Annotated in this window: 16 protein-coding genes; 6 read left to right on the plus strand and 10 right to left on the minus strand. The window is 71.1% G+C overall.

Annotated features, from left to right (window positions below):
• A complete protein-coding gene (locus ACIP6U_RS14080; RefSeq protein WP_401716269.1) occupies positions 1–855 on the plus strand; it encodes a hypothetical protein in 855 nt (284 codons plus the stop codon).
• 119 nt (positions 856–974) lie between these two features.
• On the opposite strand, the gene ACIP6U_RS14085 is transcribed toward ACIP6U_RS14080, so the two are convergent.
• The 3 genes from ACIP6U_RS14085 to ACIP6U_RS14095 all read right to left on the minus strand — a co-directional run bounded on the left by ACIP6U_RS14085 (position 975) and on the right by ACIP6U_RS14095 (position 3315).
• A complete protein-coding gene (locus ACIP6U_RS14085; RefSeq protein ID WP_401716272.1) occupies positions 975–1166 on the minus strand; it encodes a DUF397 domain-containing protein in 192 nt (63 codons plus the stop codon).
• Between the two features lie 213 nt (positions 1167–1379).
• A complete protein-coding gene (locus ACIP6U_RS14090) occupies positions 1380–2237 on the minus strand; it encodes a Scr1 family TA system antitoxin-like transcriptional regulator (protein ID WP_124003940.1) in 858 nt (285 codons plus the stop codon).
• A 319-nt stretch (positions 2238–2556) separates the two neighbouring features.
• The gene (locus ACIP6U_RS14095; RefSeq protein ID WP_401716276.1) at positions 2557–3315 is read right to left on the minus strand and encodes a GPP34 family phosphoprotein; all 759 of its coding nucleotides are present in this window, start codon (positions 3313–3315) and stop codon (positions 2557–2559) included.
• 411 nt (positions 3316–3726) lie between these two features.
• Between ACIP6U_RS14095 and ACIP6U_RS14100 the strand changes: the two genes are divergently transcribed.
• Complete coding sequence (locus ACIP6U_RS14100) at positions 3727–6261, plus strand: D-alanyl-D-alanine carboxypeptidase (RefSeq protein ID WP_401716279.1); 2535 nt, start codon at positions 3727–3729, stop codon at positions 6259–6261.
• A gap of 190 nt (positions 6262–6451) precedes the next feature.
• Entirely contained in the window at positions 6452–8341 is a 1890-nt protein-coding gene (locus tag ACIP6U_RS14105) for an MFS transporter (RefSeq protein WP_401716282.1), read from the plus strand.
• 27 nt (positions 8342–8368) lie between these two features.
• On the opposite strand, the gene ACIP6U_RS14110 is transcribed toward ACIP6U_RS14105, so the two are convergent.
• Both ACIP6U_RS14110 and ACIP6U_RS14115 read right to left on the minus strand, forming a co-directional pair.
• Positions 8369–8872 (minus strand): glutathione peroxidase, encoded by a 504-nt coding sequence (locus ACIP6U_RS14110; RefSeq protein WP_401716285.1) that lies wholly within the window; start codon positions 8870–8872, stop codon positions 8369–8371.
• 9 nt (positions 8873–8881) lie between these two features.
• Positions 8882–9865, minus strand: coding sequence for a helix-turn-helix domain-containing protein (locus ACIP6U_RS14115; RefSeq protein WP_401716288.1), 984 nt, complete (start codon positions 9863–9865; stop codon positions 8882–8884).
• A gap of 71 nt (positions 9866–9936) precedes the next feature.
• Here ACIP6U_RS14115 and ACIP6U_RS14120 point away from each other — a divergent pair, with 71 nt between their 5' ends.
• On the plus strand, positions 9937–11160 hold the full coding sequence (locus ACIP6U_RS14120) for an MFS transporter (protein ID WP_401716291.1): 1224 nt from the start codon (positions 9937–9939) through the stop codon (positions 11158–11160).
• On the opposite strand, the gene ACIP6U_RS14125 is transcribed toward ACIP6U_RS14120, so the two are convergent.
• From ACIP6U_RS14125 to ACIP6U_RS14140, 4 genes are all read right to left on the minus strand, one after another.
• Positions 11108–12292, minus strand: coding sequence for a DUF2235 domain-containing protein (locus tag ACIP6U_RS14125; protein ID WP_401716294.1), 1185 nt, complete (start codon positions 12290–12292; stop codon positions 11108–11110). The genes ACIP6U_RS14120 and ACIP6U_RS14125 overlap by 53 nt on opposite strands.
• A gap of 200 nt (positions 12293–12492) precedes the next feature.
• The gene (locus ACIP6U_RS14130) at positions 12493–13422 is read right to left on the minus strand and encodes an N-acetylmuramoyl-L-alanine amidase (RefSeq protein ID WP_401716297.1); all 930 of its coding nucleotides are present in this window, start codon (positions 13420–13422) and stop codon (positions 12493–12495) included.
• A gap of 221 nt (positions 13423–13643) precedes the next feature.
• Positions 13644–14153, minus strand: coding sequence for a hypothetical protein (locus ACIP6U_RS14135; protein WP_401716300.1), 510 nt, complete (start codon positions 14151–14153; stop codon positions 13644–13646).
• 113 nt (positions 14154–14266) lie between these two features.
• Entirely contained in the window at positions 14267–15004 is a 738-nt protein-coding gene (locus tag ACIP6U_RS14140) for a phosphatase PAP2 family protein (RefSeq protein ID WP_401716301.1), read from the minus strand.
• A gap of 162 nt (positions 15005–15166) precedes the next feature.
• Here ACIP6U_RS14140 and ACIP6U_RS14145 point away from each other — a divergent pair, with 162 nt between their 5' ends.
• Both ACIP6U_RS14145 and ACIP6U_RS14150 read left to right on the plus strand, forming a co-directional pair.
• Positions 15167–15574: a BlaI/MecI/CopY family transcriptional regulator gene (locus ACIP6U_RS14145; RefSeq protein ID WP_401716304.1), complete on the plus strand. Its 408-nt coding sequence runs from the start codon at positions 15167–15169 to the stop codon at positions 15572–15574.
• Entirely contained in the window at positions 15571–16530 is a 960-nt protein-coding gene (locus ACIP6U_RS14150) for a M56 family metallopeptidase (RefSeq protein ID WP_401716306.1), read from the plus strand. Before ACIP6U_RS14145 ends, ACIP6U_RS14150 begins: the two co-directional genes overlap by 4 nt.
• A 224-nt stretch (positions 16531–16754) precedes the next feature.
• Here ACIP6U_RS14150 and ACIP6U_RS14155 read toward each other — a convergent pair whose 3' ends face one another.
• Positions 16755–17333 carry a universal stress protein gene (locus ACIP6U_RS14155; RefSeq protein ID WP_401716309.1) on the minus strand — a complete coding sequence of 193 codons (579 nt, stop codon included), beginning with the start codon at positions 17331–17333 and terminating at the stop codon, positions 16755–16757.
• Positions 17334–17430: the final 97 nt, after the last annotated feature.

The following is a 17430-nucleotide window of genomic DNA, read 5'->3' on the forward strand; positions in this document are numbered from 1 at the left end:
ATGTCCGAGGGCCCCGAAAAGACAGACACCCGCAGTCAGACGTACGCCGAACTGGCCGCCGTAGGCCCGTACGGAGTCCGCCCGGGCCACGCGCTGATCACCATGGTCGAGCCGCACCCGGGCCACGAGTACGCGTACAACAGGTGGTACGAGGACGACCACTACTACGCCGGTGCGATGGCGATGCCCTGGATGTACGCCGGGCGCCGCTGGGTCGCCACCCGGGACCTCCAACTCCTGCGCTACCCCGAGAAGTCGGCGATCGCCCAGCCGGTCGCCGCCGGCTGCTACCTCTCCACGTACTGGATCACCGACGGCCGCTACGACGACCACATGAAGTGGACCGTGGGGATCAACAAGCGGCTCAACCGGGACGCCCGGGTCTACCAGGACCGCACGCACGTCTTCACCGCCTTCCAGGACCACGAGGCGAGCGTGTACCGGGACGGGGCGGCCGGGCCGCGGGACTTCCACGCCCTCGACCACCCGTACGCGGGGCTGGTGTTGGAGGTGATCGACGCCGAATCGGCCGAGCAGCGGGCCGAGTTGGCGGAGTGGTTGCGTTCGCGCCATCTGCCCAAGCGGGTCGCCGGATCACCGGCCGCGCTGGTGACCGTCTTCCGGCCGACGCCCCTGCCCGGTGATCGGATGACCTACGTCAAGCAGGTCGAAGGGGTCGGTACGCGGCTGACCCTGCTGTGGTTCCTGGAGGCGGACCCGCGCGAGTGCTGGGAGGAGTACTTCACCGGACTGGACGAGCAGGTCGCCGAATCGGGCCTGGGGCGGGTCGAGTTGGTGGCGCCGTTCATCCCGACCGTGCCGGGGACGGACACCTACGTGGACCGGCTCCGCTGACCGGAACCGTCAGGAATGTCGGGGCACAAGCCGAGCCCCCTCGGCAAGGACGGCGGGCTGGTCGAGAGGGCTCTGATGGTGCAGCTTGTGAAGTTGTCGCATGTGTGACAGACGTGCCGTTACGCCTTGACCGAGGCCACGAAGGCGTTCCACGCGTCGGAGGGGAAGGCCAGTTCCGGTCCTTCGGTGACCTTGGAGTCACGGACGGACAGGCCCTCGATGACCGGGGACTTGACCTCGACGCAGGCCCCGTTCCCGGTGGAGTAGGAGGACTTGGTCCAGGTGGCCGTGGCGCCCTGACGAATTGCCATTTTTGCTCCGTATTGCCAGATGACGAGTTGCTGGTTTGCGCCAACCTTGGTGTCTGATTGGCGTGATCGACGGTACTCGCCAACCCCCGCGTACGAAGCGGCTATTCACTCGTCTGAATGGCATATTCCAGGTGGGTCTTCCAATTCGGCCTACGGAAGGTGTACTCTGCGGCCGCTTCCGTCGAAGACCGCCTCGGAAGGCCCTGGTTCACCTCATCGCGCGTACTCCTTGGCGATGTCCGCGATGAACTGCCGCGACTGGTCCGCGTTCAGCGCCTGCGCCCTCAAGTGCTCGTACATCACGCTGTACTTCTGGACGTCGTTCGCCTTCTCCAGATACAGGTCGCTGGTCACGCCCTCGATGTAGACCACGCTGGAGTCGGCCGCGTCGGGGAACTCCAGGATCGCGTACTGGCCGTTCACGCCCGGGTGCGCGCCCATCTCGAAGGGGATCACCTGCACGGTGACGTGCGGCAGTTGGGACTGCTCGACGAGATGCTCCAACTGGTCGCGCATCAGGGAGCGGTTGCCGACGACCCGGCGCACCGCCGCCTCGTCCATCACCGTCCACAGGCGCAACGGGTTCTCCGGGGCGGTGATTCGTTCCTGCCGGCGCAGCCGCACCTGGACGCGCTTCTCCACGTCCGCGGCGGCGGTCTCCGGCAACGCGCCCGCGATCAGCGCCTCGGCGTACTGCCGGGTCTGCAACAGACCGGGGACGACCTGGGGATCGTAGACGCGCAGACTCGCCGCGTCCGTCTCCAGTCCGATGTAGACGCTGTAGGGGATGTCGCCGAAGGAGTGCCACCAGCCCTGCTGGCGCGAGTCCTTGGCCATCTGCATCAGCGAGTCGACGATGCGGACGTCCTCGACCTCGTAGACCCCGCACAGATCGCGGACGTCACGCTGGCTGATGCTGCGCCGGCCGTTCTCCAGCCGGCTGATCTTCGACTGCGACACCAGCAGTCGCTCGGCGACTTCTTCGGCCGTCATGCCTTTCAGCTCACGGAGCCGGCGCAACTCTTGACCCAGCCGGCGTCGCCGGACGGTGGGATTGACACTGGACGCCACGGGACGTGCACCTCCGGCTGCGAACCTACGTTTGCCACTTTGCGTATCTGCTGTTGAGCAGATTGCCACCAAGGTGGTTACTACCGCTGGGAAACGTTGGATATGCGGCAGGTCCAGGCCGTATTCGGGTTTTCCGAAAGCCCTTGTGGACGTGGCCGAGACGCGGCCGAGCGGGGTGAAGAGACGTTACGTCTGCTTCACCCCGCTCGGTCCAGCGGCTCCCGTACCGGGTCATGGGGACTTGCGGTGCGGCGCTTGGCGGTGCGGTTCTGCGGTTGTCATGCCGTTGTGCTGTACGGCGATGTCGTGGAACTGCGGCTCAGTGGGCCACGACACGCGCCATGGAACTGCGGTGCGGCTGCATCGGAACACCGCGAGCGGGTTCGGACACCTGCCTGGCCGGTGGTCCGACCGCCTGCCGGCCGGCCGGGGCCGGACTGCGACGCGGCTGGGCCGCCACACCGTTCTGGACGTCCATCACGGCGTGTGCCACGAGGCCGCCCATCGGGTCGTGCCGGATCAGATCCCGCAGCCGGGAGCGGGACGAGCGTCCCTCATTACCCGGATACAGGTGCTTGCCGAGGCCGACAGCGTGAGCGAGCGCGGCCAACGCCGCGGTCCGTGGGTCCGGCGGAACGCCGGTACGGATCGCGGAATCCAGCCGGGCACGGATCTCCCGGCTGATGGCGTTGTCCGTCGCCTGATAACGAGTCGTCGGCAACACCCCGCACATCTGTCCCGCCACGGCATGCACCATGCCGCACCGCTCCAGATGCGAGAGGTAGGTCTGGCGCAACCCCAGTCGGGGCCCGCCGATCCAGTGGACCGCACGCACCGGAGCGCCACGCCTTCGCAGCAACTCCAACGCGCAGTCCAGTGTCGGATCTCCAGTCGGCCGTGGTGCCACCACGGCGATACGATCCCCGTCTGGGGCTATCCGTCCGGCCAGCGCCAGCTCTACTAGCTGTGCTCCGGCCAGACCGAGGTCGAGCGACTGCGGCTGTGCAGTGGTACCCGTGGCCGGGTCCAATGCCAGCAGCAGAAGCTCTTCCGGAAGTGTTCTGCGGCTCCTGCCCATCCATGCCTCCCCGCGTGGATGAAAGACAGGGTGACCCCTCTCACATTGGTCTGTCGAGGGTGCGTGACCTCTTTGTAGTGGAACCGGTAGGTATGTCGTTCTCGTCTACCGCAGAGGTTAAGCCCGCACACAGGACACTGGTACATGGTTCGGACAGCGTCGGGGAGGCGTGGTCCGAGCGGGCGGTCAGACGGTTCGGTAGCCGCGCGGACGGCGTGCGGCAAGGAGGAGGCACCGGTGGCGGGCGAGTCCCCCGACAGGTCGAAGCAGCGCGAGTCGTCGACAGGATCGACGTCGGGGAGCGCGGGTCCGGTTCCCGAGGCGAGGACGCGGCAACGCGATCCGCGCCTGGCGGTGAGCCGGGATCCGGAGCGGACGCCTTCCGAGACGGAGGCAGGGGCCCGGGGCGGGGTGGACACGGCGACGCGGGTGTTCTCGGTACGGGATCTCGCGACGGACGCGGAGCCCGATGCCGGGGCTGAGGCGGAGGCTGACGCGAAGCCCGATGCCGAGGCTGAGGCGAGGCCCGCGGGGTCGGCCGAGGCCGATGAGTCCGCCGAGGACACCAAGGGCGCCGAAGGTGCCGAGGGCGGCGAGAGCGGCGGAGGGACGGCCGGAGGCGAGGGCGCGTCCGACGACGGGACCTCTCAGGCCTCCGATGATTCCGAGCGCGCCGAAGACTCAGAGGGCTCCGCGGGTCCTGGGGACGCCGACGGGACCGGGGACGAGTCCGAGGCCCCCGAGGACGCCATCGGCGGCGCTGACGGCGAGGAGTCGGCCGCGGAGGTCGACGGGGTCGTCGTGGACGACGAGCCTGCGGACGTGCCTGTGGACGCCGTCCCGGCGGACGCGGATGAGCCCGAGGACGCCCCGGTGGACGCCGGCGTGCGTGACGAGGCCCCGGAGCCCGCCGACGCGGTCGTCGTGGACGACGAGTCTGCGGACGCCCCTGTGGACGCCGCACCGGCGGACACGGCCAGGACCGAGCCCGAGGACGCCCCTGTCGACGCCGCCCGGGCAGACGCGGCCGAGCCCGAGGACGCCCCGGTGGACGCCGACGTGAGCGACAAGGCTCCGGAGCCCGCCGACGCGGTCGTCGTGGACGACGAGTCTGCGGACGCCCCTGTGGACGCCGCACCGGCGGACACGGCCAGGACCGAGCCCGAGGACGCCCCTGTCGACGCCACCCAGGCAGACGCGGCCGAGCCGGAAGACGCCCCCGTGGACGCGGGCAAGGCCGCCGACGTCGAGGACGCGCCCGAGGGCGGCGGTGGTGGCGACGGTGTTGCCGACGAACCCGTCGGCGATCAGCACACCACCATGCTCAAGCGGCCCCAGGTCGACCAGCCGACCACCATGCTCAAGTTGGGCGACTTCAGGGCTCCCAAGGCATCCGATGCCGCCAGGACATCCGATGTCCCCAAGTCCGCTGACGTGCCCAAGCCCGCTGACGCGCCCAAGTCCGCCGGTGCGGCCAAGGCGGAGCAGCCCTCCACGGCCCCCGCCGCCAAGGCGCCCGCCGCCAAAGCCCCCGAGCAGGAGGCCGAGCGCACCAGCAGGTTCGTCGCGCTCAGGCCGCTGGACGAGCCACCCGTCCGCAAGCCGGCGGACGCCACCGCGGCCATTCCGCAGGTCTCGCCCGAGCGGACCACCCAGCAGCCGTTGCCGCCGAAGCCGCCGCTGGACCTGCTGGCCGAGCTGACCAACACCCCGCCGCCGCCCCAGACACCGGTCCGCACGTTCGTGCGGCGGGTCAAGATCTGGACCCCACTGGTCCTGCTGCTGGCCGTCGTGTTTGCGATCGTGCAGGCCATGCGCCCGCTGCCGACCCCCTCGCTCCAGCTCACCGCCGACGACTCGTACACCTTCGACGGCAGCAAGGCCGACCTCCCGTGGCCGTCCGAGGGCCAGGGCAGCCTGGACATCAACGGCATCGGCACGATGGGCGCCTTCGGCAAGCAGACGCCCGTCGCGATCGGCTCGGTGGCCAAGGCCATGACGGCGTACATCGTCCTCAAGGACCACCCGCTGAAGGCGGGCGCCGAGGGCGAGAAGATCACCGTGGACGCGCTGGCGGAGAAGGAGGGCGGCTACGACAAGGACGGTGAGTCCACCCTCAACACCGTCAAGCAGGGCGACATACTCACCGAGCGGCAGGCGCTGTCGGCGATCATGATCCCGTCCGCGAACAACATCGCGCGTCTGCTGGCCCGTTGGGACGCCGGTTCCGAGGCCGCGTTCATCAAGAAGATGAACGACACGGCCAAGGAACTCGGCATGACGAACACGACGTACACCGACGCCTCCGGCCTCAAGGAGACCACCGTCTCCAGCGCCGCGGACCAGGTGAAGCTCGGCAACGAGCTGGTGAAGATCCCGGCGCTGATGGAGATCACCAAGCTGCCCAGCTGGAAGGACCCGTCGGGCAAGACCTGGAACAACTACAACCGTCTCGTCCCCTACAACGGCGCCCTCGGCATCAAGACGGGCACCACCACCAAGGCCGGCGGCAACCTGCTCTTCGCCGCCACCAAGGAGGTCGGCGGTGAGACGGTCACCGTGGTCGGCGCGATCCTCGGCCAGCACACGGCGCCGATCATCGACACGGTCAACGCCGTCAGCAAGACCGCGATGCTGGCCGCGCAGGACGCGTTGACCTCGGCGAAGATCCTCAAGAAGGACACCGTCGTCGGCTACGTGGACGACGGTCTCGGCGGTCACACCCCGGTCGTGCTCACCAAGGACGTCACCGCGGTCGGCTGGGCCGGCCTCGAGGTGAAGCTGTCCTTCGCCGCCGACGAGGTACCGCACACCGCGAAGGCCGGCACCAAGGTGGGCACCCTCACCGTGGGCGACGGCTCCGGCGGCGCGGTCAAGGTGCCGGTCGCCCTGCAGTCCGACCTCACGGAGCCCGGCTTCACCTCCAAGCTGACGCGTATCGGCTGATCCGGGTCGCCGGAAGACAACTGACGCCCGCGCACCCCGTCGGTGGGCCCCACCCGGGCGCTCCCCGGCGGGGTGCGTGCTAGCGTCACGAAACGGGGCAGGCCGGAGCGCTCGGGACGCGTACAGACGGCAGACCTGAACGAGAAGAAGACCTGAACAGAAGACGGGACACCACGGGGAGTGCCTTCAGGTGGCCACAGCGGAGCCGACACGCGCCGACGACGCCGATCCGGGCCCGGTATCCGGCCCGCGAATACGTGTGTCCGCAGATCGGTCCGAGGGGCGGGAGACCCGGCCCACGGGTACGGACGAATCCACCGCCACGACCGCCGCCAAAGATAGGACCGCCGCCGCGCGGGCCGCGCTGCTCGCCCTGCGGGAGCGGCTGCTGCGGCACCCGGTGCTGTCCTTCACGGCCCTGTCCGGCGTCCTGCACATCGCCTGGTTCTTCACGTTCGCGAACAGTGGCGGCGACCTCGCAGCTCAGGACGCGTGGGCCGAGTTCGTCGGCCGGCACCCCGACTCCGCGTACAACCTCGCCTGGTACGGCGGTATGCACCCGGTGTCGTACAGCATGGTGTCGCCGTATCTGATGTCCGTCCTGGGCGTCCGTACGACGATGATGATCGCCGGCACGATCTCGGCGGGGCTGCTGACGCTGATCCTGCTGCGCAGCCGGTCGGTGCGGAACCCGCTGTGGGCCTCGCTCGCCGGCGTCTTCGCCTTCCTGTGCAACGCGGCCTCGGGCCGGGTGACGTACGGACTCGGCACGGTCTTCGCGCTCGGCGCGGTCGCCGTCGTCTTCTGCTGGCCGCACCGCTGGCGCTACAAACGCTGGGCGAAGGCCCTGTGCGCGGCCCCGCTGGCGGCGCTCGCGACCATGGCGTCACCGGTGGCGGGGCTGTTCGTGGGGCTGGTGGCGGTGGCCCTGTTCCTGCAGAAGCGCCGCCCGGGCGCGTGGGCGCTGGGGATCGCGCCGGTCGTGGTCGTGGCGGTCTCGGCCTGGCTGTTCCCGTTCTCGGGCACCCAGCCGATGAAGTTCGCGTCGGTGATCCTGCCCTTCACCTCGGCCGTCCTCGTCTTCACGCTGGTCCCCAAGGAGTGGAAGACGGTCCGGCTGACCTCCGCGGTCTACGGCCTGTCCATCCTCGGTGTGTGGCTGGTCAGTTCGCAGATCGGCTCCAACATCACCCGCCTCGCGATGCTCTTCGCGGGCGTGGCGCTGGTCGCGGCGCTGCCGTTCATGGTGCCGCGCTCCCGCACCTGGTACGTGACCGTGCTGGCGATCGTCGGCTTCACCTTCTGGATCGGCTTCAAGTCGGTCGACGACGTTGTCATCACGACCCCGACCGCGTCCTGGGCGCGCGAGCTGGCGCCGCTGGTGAACGAGCTCCAGGAGGTCGGCGCGGCCAAGGGCCGGGTCGAAGTCGTGCCCGCGGCCTCCCACCGCGAGGCCTCCGCGCTCGCCCCCTACGTCAATCTCGCCCGTGGCTGGAACCGCCAGGCCGACATGGAGCGCAACCCGCTCTTCTACGACGACACCCTCAACTCGGCGAACTACCACGAGTGGCTCCAGCGCTGGGCCGTCCACTTCGTCGTGCTGCCCAAGGACCAGCCCGACGGGGACGGCGGCGCGCGCGAGCGGCAGCTGGTGCAGCGGGGGATGCCGTATCTGAAGCAGATCTGGGGCGACGCCAACTGGCAGCTGTTCCAGGTCACCGACCCGACCCCGCTCGCGGACTCGCCCGCGACCGTCGACCGCGCGGAGCAGGGCGAGTTGACCATCGAGGTCAAGAAGCCGGGGCGGGTCCTGATCCGCGTCCCCTACTCGCCGTGGCTCGGCCTGGTCGACGCCAAGGGCAAGGGCGTGAAGCCGCCGCAGGAGACACAGGCGTCCAAGCACCGGGCGGAGGACACGCCGAAGTCGTTCGACAACGTCAACGGCTGTCTGATGCAGACGGAAGAGGACGACAAGGGCGACAAGTGGACGATCCTGGTCGCACCGAAGGCGGGCACGTACAGATTGGGTGCCCCGTACCAACTGCCCCGGGGCACCCCATGTCCGGACGAGCTGAAATGACCGCCTACTGAGACCGAGTGGGTCAGGTCAGCCCAGCTGTGCCTCCACCGCCGCCACAACCTCCGCCGAATCCGGCTCCGTCTTCGGGGAGAAGCGGGCTACGACCTCGCCGTCTCGGCCGATGAGGAACTTCTCGAAGTTCCAGCGGATGTCGCCGGTGTGGCCCTCCGCGTCGGCGAAGCCGGTGAGGCGCTGGTAGAGCGGGTGCCGGCCCTCGCCGTTCACCTCGACCTTCTCGGTCAGCGGGAAGGTCACGCCGTACGTCGCCGAGCAGAACTCGGCGATCTCCTCGGCGCTGCCGGGCTCCTGGCCCATGAACTGGTTGCAGGGCACGCCGAGGACGGTGAAGCCCTGGTCGGCGTACTGCTCCTGGAGCTTCTCCAGGCCCGTGTACTGCGGGGTCAGGCCGCACTTGGAGGCCACGTTGACGATGAGGACCGCCTGGCCTGCGTACTGGGAGAGGTCCGCGGAGCCGCCCTTGAGGGCACCGATCTCGACGTCGAGGGGGGAAGAACCATCTGTAGTCGTCATAAGCGGATGCTAACTCCGCTCGGTGTCGGCCCGGTTCTGGGCCTCCACGAGCACCTCCCCGGCCGCTGCCCGCGAGTACAGCACCGACCGCCCGGCCCGCCGCCGCTCCACAAGCCCCGCGTCCAGCAGCACCTTCAGATGTCGGCCGACGGAACCGAGACCCTGGCCGGTCACCGCGACCAGCTGGCTCGTGCTCATGGGGGAATCCAGGAGGACGAGGACGCCGGCGCGGGCCGGGCCGAGCAGGGTGGCCAGGCTGCTGGGCACGGTCCGGTTGCCCGGGTCGGCGAGGGCGCCCGCGCAGGCGTAGACGAGCGCGTAGATCTCGGACTCCTCCCAGGACACCCAGCCGGTCCTCGGGGTGACCGGCATGAAGACGAGCTCGGCGCCGGAGATCTCGCGGGGCGGGTACTCGTGCAGGTTCACCTGGAGCCGGTTCTCCCCGAGCCAGCGCATCCGCCCGGGCCGCAGGGAGTCCAGTACGGCCGCCCAGCCGCCCCGGCTGACCAACGCGGTCCGGGCGACCACGTCCGCCTCCAGCACCCGCCGACGCCGGTCCCAGTCCGGTCGTACGGTCTCGGTCCAGACGTACTCCAGGAGCGCGGCGGCGCGGTCGGGGAGGTCGTCGCGGTCCAGTACGGCGGGCAGCGGGCCGGCGAGGGAGACGGCGAGGTGGGCGCGGGCCGCGGCCGGGTCGGCGGACCGTACGCGGGCGACGACCTCCTCGAAGGACTGCCCGTCCTTCGGGGTGGGGGTCATGAAGTCGGCGATCCAGGCCCGGCCCAGGCCCGCCCGTACGAGGTGCGCGGCCACCGGGTCGGCGGCGAGGCGGGCGCGGTAGCCGGGCAGCCGGTCCCGCAGCCAGGCCTGTTCACCTGGGTGCGTGGCCGTGCCCGCGTGCAGCAGTTTCAGGGCCGCGAAGGTCTCGGCGAACGGGGAGACGACGAAGCGGCTGCGGGCGAGCGTGTCCGCGTTGAGCTGCCACCACCCCATCCGCGCCCCCCGGTGTTTCGCGTCCGCGCGAAAGAATACGACTCCCGCGCGCACCCCCGCAGACTCCGCCCATGCGCAGCTACCGCGAGCTCTTCCGCACGCCCGAGTACACCCCGTTCTTCTTCTCCTTCGCCGCCCAGAACGCGGCCCTGACGATCGGCGGGCTCTCGCTCGCCACGCTGGTCTACCGGGCGACCGACTCGCCGCTGCTATCGGCGGTGAGCATGTTCGGGCCGCAGCTCGCGCAGATGCTGGGGGCGACCTTCTTCCTCTCGGGCGCCGACCGACTGCCCCCACGCGTGACGCTGACCGGCATCAACCTCGCCTTCGCCGGCTGCACGGCACTCCTGGCGCTGCCCGGCCTGCCGATCGGGGCGATCTTCGGCGTCGTATTCCTGCAAGGCCTGATCGCCTCGCTCGGCGGCGGGGTGAGCGGCGGGCTGCTCAACGAGATCCTGCCCAAGTCCGGCTATCTGCTGGGGCGTTCGGTGTTCAACATGGTCTCCGGGCTGATGCAGGTGATCGGGTTCGCGACCGGCGGCGCCCTGCTGGCGCTGCTGTCTCCCCGGGTCTGTCTGCTCCTGGCGGCGGCCCTGTACGCCACCGCGGCCCTCGGCATCCGGCTGGGTCTGACCGCCCGGCCGCCGCGGGCCGAGGGGCGTCCGTCCGTCAGGGCGACCTGGCGGACCAACGCCCTGCTGTGGTCCTCCCGCCCCCGCCGCCTCGTCTACCTGGGCATGTGGCTGCCCAACGGCCTGGTGGTCGGCTGCGAATCCCTCTTCGTCTCCTACGACTCCGGATCCGCCGGCGCGCTGTTCGCGTGCGCGGCGCTGGGCATGTTCGTCGGTGACCTGAGCGTCGGCCGCTTCCTGCCGTCCGCCCTGCGCCCCCGGCTGGCCACCCCGCTGCTCCTGCTCCTGGCCACGCCGTACCTGTTCTTCGCGCTGCGGCCGGGCATGCCCTGGGCCGCCCTCGCCGCGGGCGTCGCCTCCGTCGGCTTCGGCGCGAGCCTCGTCCAACAGGAACGCCTGATGACCCTGACCCCCGACGAACTCGCGGGCCACGCTCTTGGATTGCGCGGCGCCGGAATGCTGACCATGCAGGGCGTGGCGGCGACGCTGGCGGGCTCGGTGGCCCAACTCACCTCGCCCGCCACGGCGATGACGGTGATGGCGACCGCGTCGATCCTGGTGACCTCGGCCCTGTGGGCGGCCGGCAGGCGCGAGGAACGCCGTCCGTCGGTCACTCGGCCGGAAGGGGAATCCGTTCGACGTGCTGTTCGCCGTACTCCTTGAGATAGGCGTCGAGCCCTGGCGGGTCGTAGGCGGGCCTGTCCTCCCGGTGGCGGCGCAGGGCCGTGTCGGCCAGGTACTCGCGGCCGTCGAGGAGGTTGGTCTTCTTGTCGGCCGCCCGGCCGATGGGGCGGTGGAGGGGACGGAAGAGGCGGTACAGGCGGGTCCGGGAGTTGTGCAGCTCGCCCAACGGGCTGGGGTCCACGGTGAATTGGACGCTGTCGTCCTCGTCCGTGGGGTCCGGGTCCTGATCCATCGTCATCGGCTCCGGCTCGCCCGACTCCGCCCGGTCGGGACCTGCGGAGGTGAACGCGTCGGCCTCGAACTCCAGGCCGTACGCGCGGGCGTGGTCGACCATCCAGTGCAGGGTGATGTCGGACAGGCCCGACTCCGGGTAGCCGCCGCCGACGTCGGTGTGCACCCCGGCGAACCAGACCTGCTTCAGCTCCTGGCCCTTCGCGAACGCGCCGGGCTGCTGGTGCCACAGCGTCGGGGCGAACGCCGAGCGCTGTTCGTCGATGGCGAGGGCGTGGAAGGCGCCGTTCACCCAGCTGCTCAACTCGGTGTCGTGGAAGGACCAGCGGCGGTTGAACCGCTCGACCAGGCGCCGGAAGAGACGGGGGCCGGGCAGCGCCGGGATACCGAGGGCGCCGACCGTGTCCCACACGCCTATGAAGCGGATCTCGGTCTCGTACGAGTACGCCCGGCGGAAGAGGGTCGCGGCCACGCTGGTCGGTCTGCTCGCGCGGCTGCGGTACAGGGCCCACGCCTCGCCGATCCGGTCGGCGTGCTCCGGGCGCGGTATGCCGCAGTTGCGGATCAGCCCCGCCAGGCTGCGGGCCGTGAAGGCGCCCCGGCTGAACCCGAACAGGTAGAGCTGGTCGCCGGGTTGGTAGGTGTGGACGAGGAAGCGGTACGCGTCGAGGACGTTGCGCGAGAGGCCCGCGCCGAAGGCGCCGCCCCGCAGCCGCTCGCCGCGCAGGGTGCCGACGCCCTTGCCGTAGTACACCCGTTGCTCGGTGCCCACGGCCGAATGCGGCCGTACCGCCAGGGCCACCTTGGTGACGTTGGTCTTGCACTGCTGGTCGGCGATGTTCCAGGTCCCGTCGCAGCAGATGACCAGATGTTTGGCCATGGAGATGCCTCCTCCGGGTTGCGCTCACTCCACAGAGCCGTCAGGGCGGTCCCGGGGAGGTCCTTTTCGGACAAGACCCCGAGACCGCCCGGAAGATACAGCGGGAAGATACAGGCGGAAGATGTAGGTGGTGGGGAGAGGGAGTGAGCGGCGCGTGGGCCGAGCGAGGCGGCTGATATCGGTGGCCGTGGCCGCCGGTATCAGGCGACCACGGTGAACAGGCCCGTCGCGTCGCCGAGTTTGCCGAGGGAGATCTTGCCCGGGATGCCGTTCGCGTCGGCGCCCGTGTAGTGCAGGTGGTGCTGCCACTTGGCGTACGCGGCGATCGTGGTGGAGCCGAAGGAGCCGTCGCCGGCGTACGTCTTGGACAGGTAGCCCAGTTTGACCAGCGCCGCCTCGACGAGGTTGGTGCCCGCCAGGTAGCTGACGTGACCCTGCTTGGCGCCGGGGTCGGTCTTCGCGGCCTTGACCAGCCGGGAGAGGTCGACGCGGGGCTTGTTGGCCTTGCCGGGGAGCGGCTTGCCGGGCGTGGACTTGCCGACCGGGAGGGCGAGTTGCTTCTTCACGTCGGCCCGGAAGTCGTCCATGTCGAAGCTGGGGTCGATCTTGCCCGGCTGGACCTCCTTGTGTCCGGCGACGGACTTCTCCGACCAGCCGTGCGCCCGGCACAGCGCGGCGGCCCACAGCACGGCCTGCCGGTACTGCGTGTCCGGGTAGGGGTCCTTGCCGTTGCCCAGGTTCTCGATCTCCAGGCCGTACAGCACGTCGTTGCCGTCGGCGTTGGCCTGGTCGTCGTGCGGGAGCGACTTCTCCTCGCGCAGCGCGTTCAGTACGTCGAGGTCGACGGAACCGGCGTGGTTGGCGCGGCCGTGGCCGATCATCCACAGCCCGTCCGTCTTGCCGAGCCAGGAGTGGCACAGCGGACCCGGGAGATCTGCTCTGCCCTTGTAGCAGAGCTCCTTGTCGCCGTGTCCCGCGGTGTGGTGGATCAGCACGCCGATCACCGGACCGAAGGACTTGCCGGTCGCCGCGTCGCGGTTGTGGGTCTTCCAGCCGGTGTGTTCGTGGACGGTGAGTCCCTCGGCCTTTAAGGCGGACAGCGTCTTCGCGGCGGAGAGAGGTGTGGCCATGAGTGGTGTCCTTTCGGGACGTCGGGTCGGTGGATGGAGGTCGTGCGCGTCAAGATCATGCGTACCTGGGCCGTGGGGGGTACCCGGGCCGTGCGTGTCCGGGTTGTGGTCAACCAGGTTCCGCGTCTCGGGATCGTGTGCAAAAGAGGACGCGCGGTTCGGGTCGTTCGTTTCGAGATCGTGCCTTCAGAAGCTGTGAGTTGTGATCAGGATCCCGGAAGTCACGCTCCGTCGGGGGCGATTCGGATAATTCGCCCGCCTTCGTCGCCTCCGTCACGCCGGTGGCCCTCATTCCGGTGACGCGTTGTCAGCCACCAGCTCCGGCCCACCGCCCACAGCACGAGCGCGGCCACGACCGGGCCCCCGAACAGGATCGTCAGACCGGCACCGATGTTCGCCCCGATCACCCCCGCGGTCAGGATCCGCAGCCCCGCCCCGACGATCAGCCCGGCGACCGCCAACGGCCCCAGCACTCCCCACCAACGCCGGTCCAGCGCCCCGCTGTTGCCGGCCCGCGCCAACAGCGCCCCGGCCGCGACCACCAGCGCCAGCGCGAGCGCGCCGATCAGCGCGGCCGTGCCGTCCGTGACGGACAGCGGCCGGTAGGCGTGGTCGAGTTCGGACGCCGTGAACCCGTCGGCGTTCTGCTGACCCATCAGCCCCCAAGTCGCCATCGGTACACCGGCGTTCAGGACGACGGCGGCGGTAAGAAGTGCTCCCCGTGTGCTCATACGGCCATGGTGACCGGGCCGTCGGACGCGGTCCTGAGCACGCGTACTCATCCGGAGGCGGCGCGGGCACCTATGGAGGGAGCGGCGACCTCACCTGGACGTGGGTCCACGACTCACCCGGTGGTGCGGATGGCCCTGCCGTCCGTCGTGCCGTCCGTCGCGTGCGCGGTCCCGTCGCCCGGCGGTCCCGTGGTCGTGTCCGATATGAACCACTCCGGCAGCCGATGGGCCATCACGCAGAGGCAGATCCCCAGCCAGCCGATGGCGAACAGCCAGCCCCCGACGACGTCCGTGAACCAGTGCACCCCGAGATAGACGCGGCTCGCTCCGACCAGCAGGGCCCAGCAGCCGGCCGTCACCGCGAGGGCCCGGCCGCCGCGCGGGGCGCGCAGGGACAGGGCGACCATCAGGAGCCCGGCGGTGATCGCGGCCGTGGTGGTGTGACCCGAGGGGAACGCCCAGCCGGAGGCGTGCGTCGTCGCCCAGTCGGCCCGCGGCGGGCGGGCACGGTGGACGAGGTCCCGCACGCCGTACCGCACGGCCTGGCCCGAGGTGAGACAGACGAGGGCGAGGGCGGCGGCCGTCAGCCGACCGCGCGCGGTCCGGCCCGCGACCATGCCGGCGAGCACGACGAGCAGGTAGGGGACGACGCCGGTGCCCGTCGAGGTCACCCCTCGGGCCAGTGCCACCAGGACGTCCGGGCGGTGCCCGACGGACCAGCTCAGCGAGGTGTCGTCGAGCCACAGCGGAGCCCCGCCGCCGCCCACCACGACCATCGCCAGCACACCGAACCCGGTCCACGCGCCCACACCGGCGCTGCCCGCGAGCTCGGCGGCGTCCCGGCGGTTCATGACGACGCGGGCTGCGACGATGGAGCTGCGGTTGTGGTCATCGCGTGCACCTTTCCGGTCGACGGGCGGGCGGGCGAACAGACGGACACTTCCGCGCGCCGACTACAATTATGTAGACGGTCTACGACACTGTAGACGATCTGAGGGTGAGGATCGTTCCCCATGACCGACGAGAAGCCCGATGAGAAGACCGACGAGAAGTCGTCCCAGGAGAGAGACGAGCGCCGGCCCGCGGGTGAGCTGGAGGCGGCGGTGCTGGCCGCGCTCTGGGCCGCCGGCGCGCCCCTCACCCCGGCGCAGGTCCAGACGGAACTCGCGTCCGGCCTCGCGCGCACGACGGTGACGACGATCCTGTCCCGGCTGCACGAGAAGGGGACGCTGGAGCGGGACCGGCAGGGCCGTGGGTACGCGTACCGGCCGGTCCAGGACCCGCAGGGCCTCACCGCCCTTCGTATGCACAGCGAACTGGACCGGGACAGCGACCGCGAGACCGTGCTCGCCCGCTTCGTCGCGCAGCTCAACCCGGACGACGAGCAGGTGCTGCGCCGGCTGCTGGAGGACGGCGAGTGACGCCCGCGTCGCCGGTGATCCCGCCGCTCCAGGTGCCGCTGCTCCAGGTCCTGTTGCTCCTGGTCCCGCTGCTCCTGCCGTTCGCCGCGCCCCCGCTGGCCCGCCGCGTCCTGGACCGTTGCCCGCCGGTCGCGGCCCTGTGGACCCTGACCGCCTCCGCGCTGCTGCTGGCCGGCGGCACGGTCGCCGCGCTCGGCACGCTCGCGCTGACCGGCCTGCTGAAGATCCCGGCGTTCGCGGCGCTCGGCGAGCTGACCCACCCGCTGCGCACCCCGTCCGCCCACCTGATCCTCCCGCTCGCGGCCCTGGCCGCCGGCCTGCTCACCGTCGGGGCCCTCACGCTGGGCCGTTCGGTGCTGCGCCAGGTCACCGGCTTCCGCGCGGCCCGCTCCGAGGCCGACCGCAGGCCCGCGGCGGGCGACCTGTGCGTCGTCGACTCACCGCACCCGGACGCGTACGCCCTGCCCGGCCGGCCGCAGCGCATCGTCGTCACGACCGGCATGCTGCGCAGCCTGGACGCGGCGGAGCGCGAGGCGCTGTTCGCACACGAGCGGGCCCACAACGCGGGCCGGCACCACTACTTCCTGGCCGCCGCCGAGCTGACCGCCCACTGCCACCCCGCCCTGCGCCCGGTCCGCGCCGCCATCCGGCTCGCCGCGGAACGGGCCGCCGACGAGGTCGCCGCCGGCGCGGTGGGGGACCGCCGCCTCACGGCCCGGGCCATCGCCCGAGCGGCCCTGGCCTCGGCCGCGCCGCGCTCGTCCGTCCTGCCCGGGATGGCGACGGGCCCGGTCCCGCACCGCGTCACGGCGCTCCTCAGCCCCGTACCCCTCCGCGCCCGGACCTGGATCGCCGCGCTCCTCACCACCTGCGCGCTGCTCTCCTCCGCCACGGCGGCGACGGTGGCCCTCCAGGTGCACGAGAACATCGAGATCGCGCAGGGCGAAGCAGGGTGAGGGAGGGCAGGCCGACCGGTTGATGCCGACGCCCCGGCCGCACCTCGGCGAGGTGCCCCCGCATCCGGCACCGGGTCGGCAGCCCCGGGCTCGGCTCTCACCGGCCCGCCGACGGCTGCACATGCGCCCGCGACCGGACCGGCAGGCTCACTCCGCGCCGCCGCCCGGCCCGGCGCCGACGGGACGCGCGCCGCGAGGGCGGCAGGAGGCCTGCCCGCCGGCGTTCACGCGTCCTGCACCGGCCCCCGAGGCCGTCGCGTCAACTGCCCCGCGTCCAGCCGCAGATGCCGGCTGTTGCGGCGGCGCAGGGTCGCCAGGTCGGCCGCCAGCGGGGACGGGGGGACGGCGAGGACCGGGCAGGTGGCGTGGCTGAGGCAGTAGCGGCTCACCGAGGGGGCGAGGAGCCGGTGCAGACGGCCGCGGTGGCCGGCGCCGAGGACCAGGACGTCGGTGTCGCGGTCGGCGATCTCGACCAGGGCCTGGCCGGGGCGGCCGCGGGCGACCAGCGCGTGCAGGGGGACACCCGGGCCGGCCGCGCCGAACATCGTGTCGAGGATGCCGAGGAGTTCCTCCCGGGCGAGCTGCTCGCAGCGCTCCCGCAGCAGCGGCGGGACGGACGAGCGCGCCGCGTGGAACTCGCCGCCGGGCAGCTCCCACGCGATCACCGGCCACAGCTCGGCGCCCCGGCGCGCGGCCTCCTGGGCCGCCCGGCGCAGGGCCGTCAGACTGCCCGGCGAGCCGCTCACGCCGGCCACCACACGCACCGCTCCCGGCAGACCGTCACGGGCACCGGAATCAGACATGGCTCACCGCTCCTCGTACACGCGCACCCGGCAGGTACTGCCCAGGGCCTGTTGCCTGCCTCCATCACACTCCCGTGCGCGCCCTACGACCACCCCG

Source organism: Streptomyces sp. NPDC088794, assembly GCF_044750545.1.
In the GTDB taxonomy this organism is placed as follows: Bacteria; Actinomycetota; Actinomycetes; order Streptomycetales; family Streptomycetaceae; genus Streptomyces.

Bases quoted from the DNA above. Each gene is read 5' to 3' on its own strand.
- ACIP6U_RS14145 (WP_401716304.1), top strand. From the start codon at position 15,167: ATGACCGACGAGAAGCCCGATGAGAAGACCGACGAGAAGTCGTCCCAG.
- ACIP6U_RS14155 (WP_401716309.1), bottom strand. From the start codon at position 17,333: ATGTCTGATTCCGGTGCCCGTGACGGTCTGCCGGGAGCGGTGCGTGTG.
- ACIP6U_RS14085 (WP_401716272.1), bottom strand. From the start codon at position 1,166: ATGGCAATTCGTCAGGGCGCCACGGCCACCTGGACCAAGTCCTCCTAC.
- ACIP6U_RS14115 (WP_401716288.1), bottom strand. From the start codon at position 9,865: ATGGGGTGGTGGCAGCTCAACGCGGACACGCTCGCCCGCAGCCGCTTC.
- ACIP6U_RS14095 (WP_401716276.1), bottom strand. From the start codon at position 3,315: ATGGGCAGGAGCCGCAGAACACTTCCGGAAGAGCTTCTGCTGCTGGCA.
- ACIP6U_RS14125 (WP_401716294.1), bottom strand. From the start codon at position 12,292: ATGGCCAAACATCTGGTCATCTGCTGCGACGGGACCTGGAACATCGCC.
- ACIP6U_RS14135 (WP_401716300.1), bottom strand. From the start codon at position 14,153: ATGAGCACACGGGGAGCACTTCTTACCGCCGCCGTCGTCCTGAACGCC.
- ACIP6U_RS14110 (WP_401716285.1), bottom strand. From the start codon at position 8,872: ATGACGACTACAGATGGTTCTTCCCCCCTCGACGTCGAGATCGGTGCC.
- ACIP6U_RS14140 (WP_401716301.1), bottom strand. From the start codon at position 15,004: ATGAACCGCCGGGACGCCGCCGAGCTCGCGGGCAGCGCCGGTGTGGGC.
- ACIP6U_RS14120 (WP_401716291.1), top strand. From the start codon at position 9,937: ATGCGCAGCTACCGCGAGCTCTTCCGCACGCCCGAGTACACCCCGTTC.
- ACIP6U_RS14080 (WP_401716269.1), top strand. From the start codon at position 1: ATGTCCGAGGGCCCCGAAAAGACAGACACCCGCAGTCAGACGTACGCC.
- ACIP6U_RS14130 (WP_401716297.1), bottom strand. From the start codon at position 13,422: ATGGCCACACCTCTCTCCGCCGCGAAGACGCTGTCCGCCTTAAAGGCC.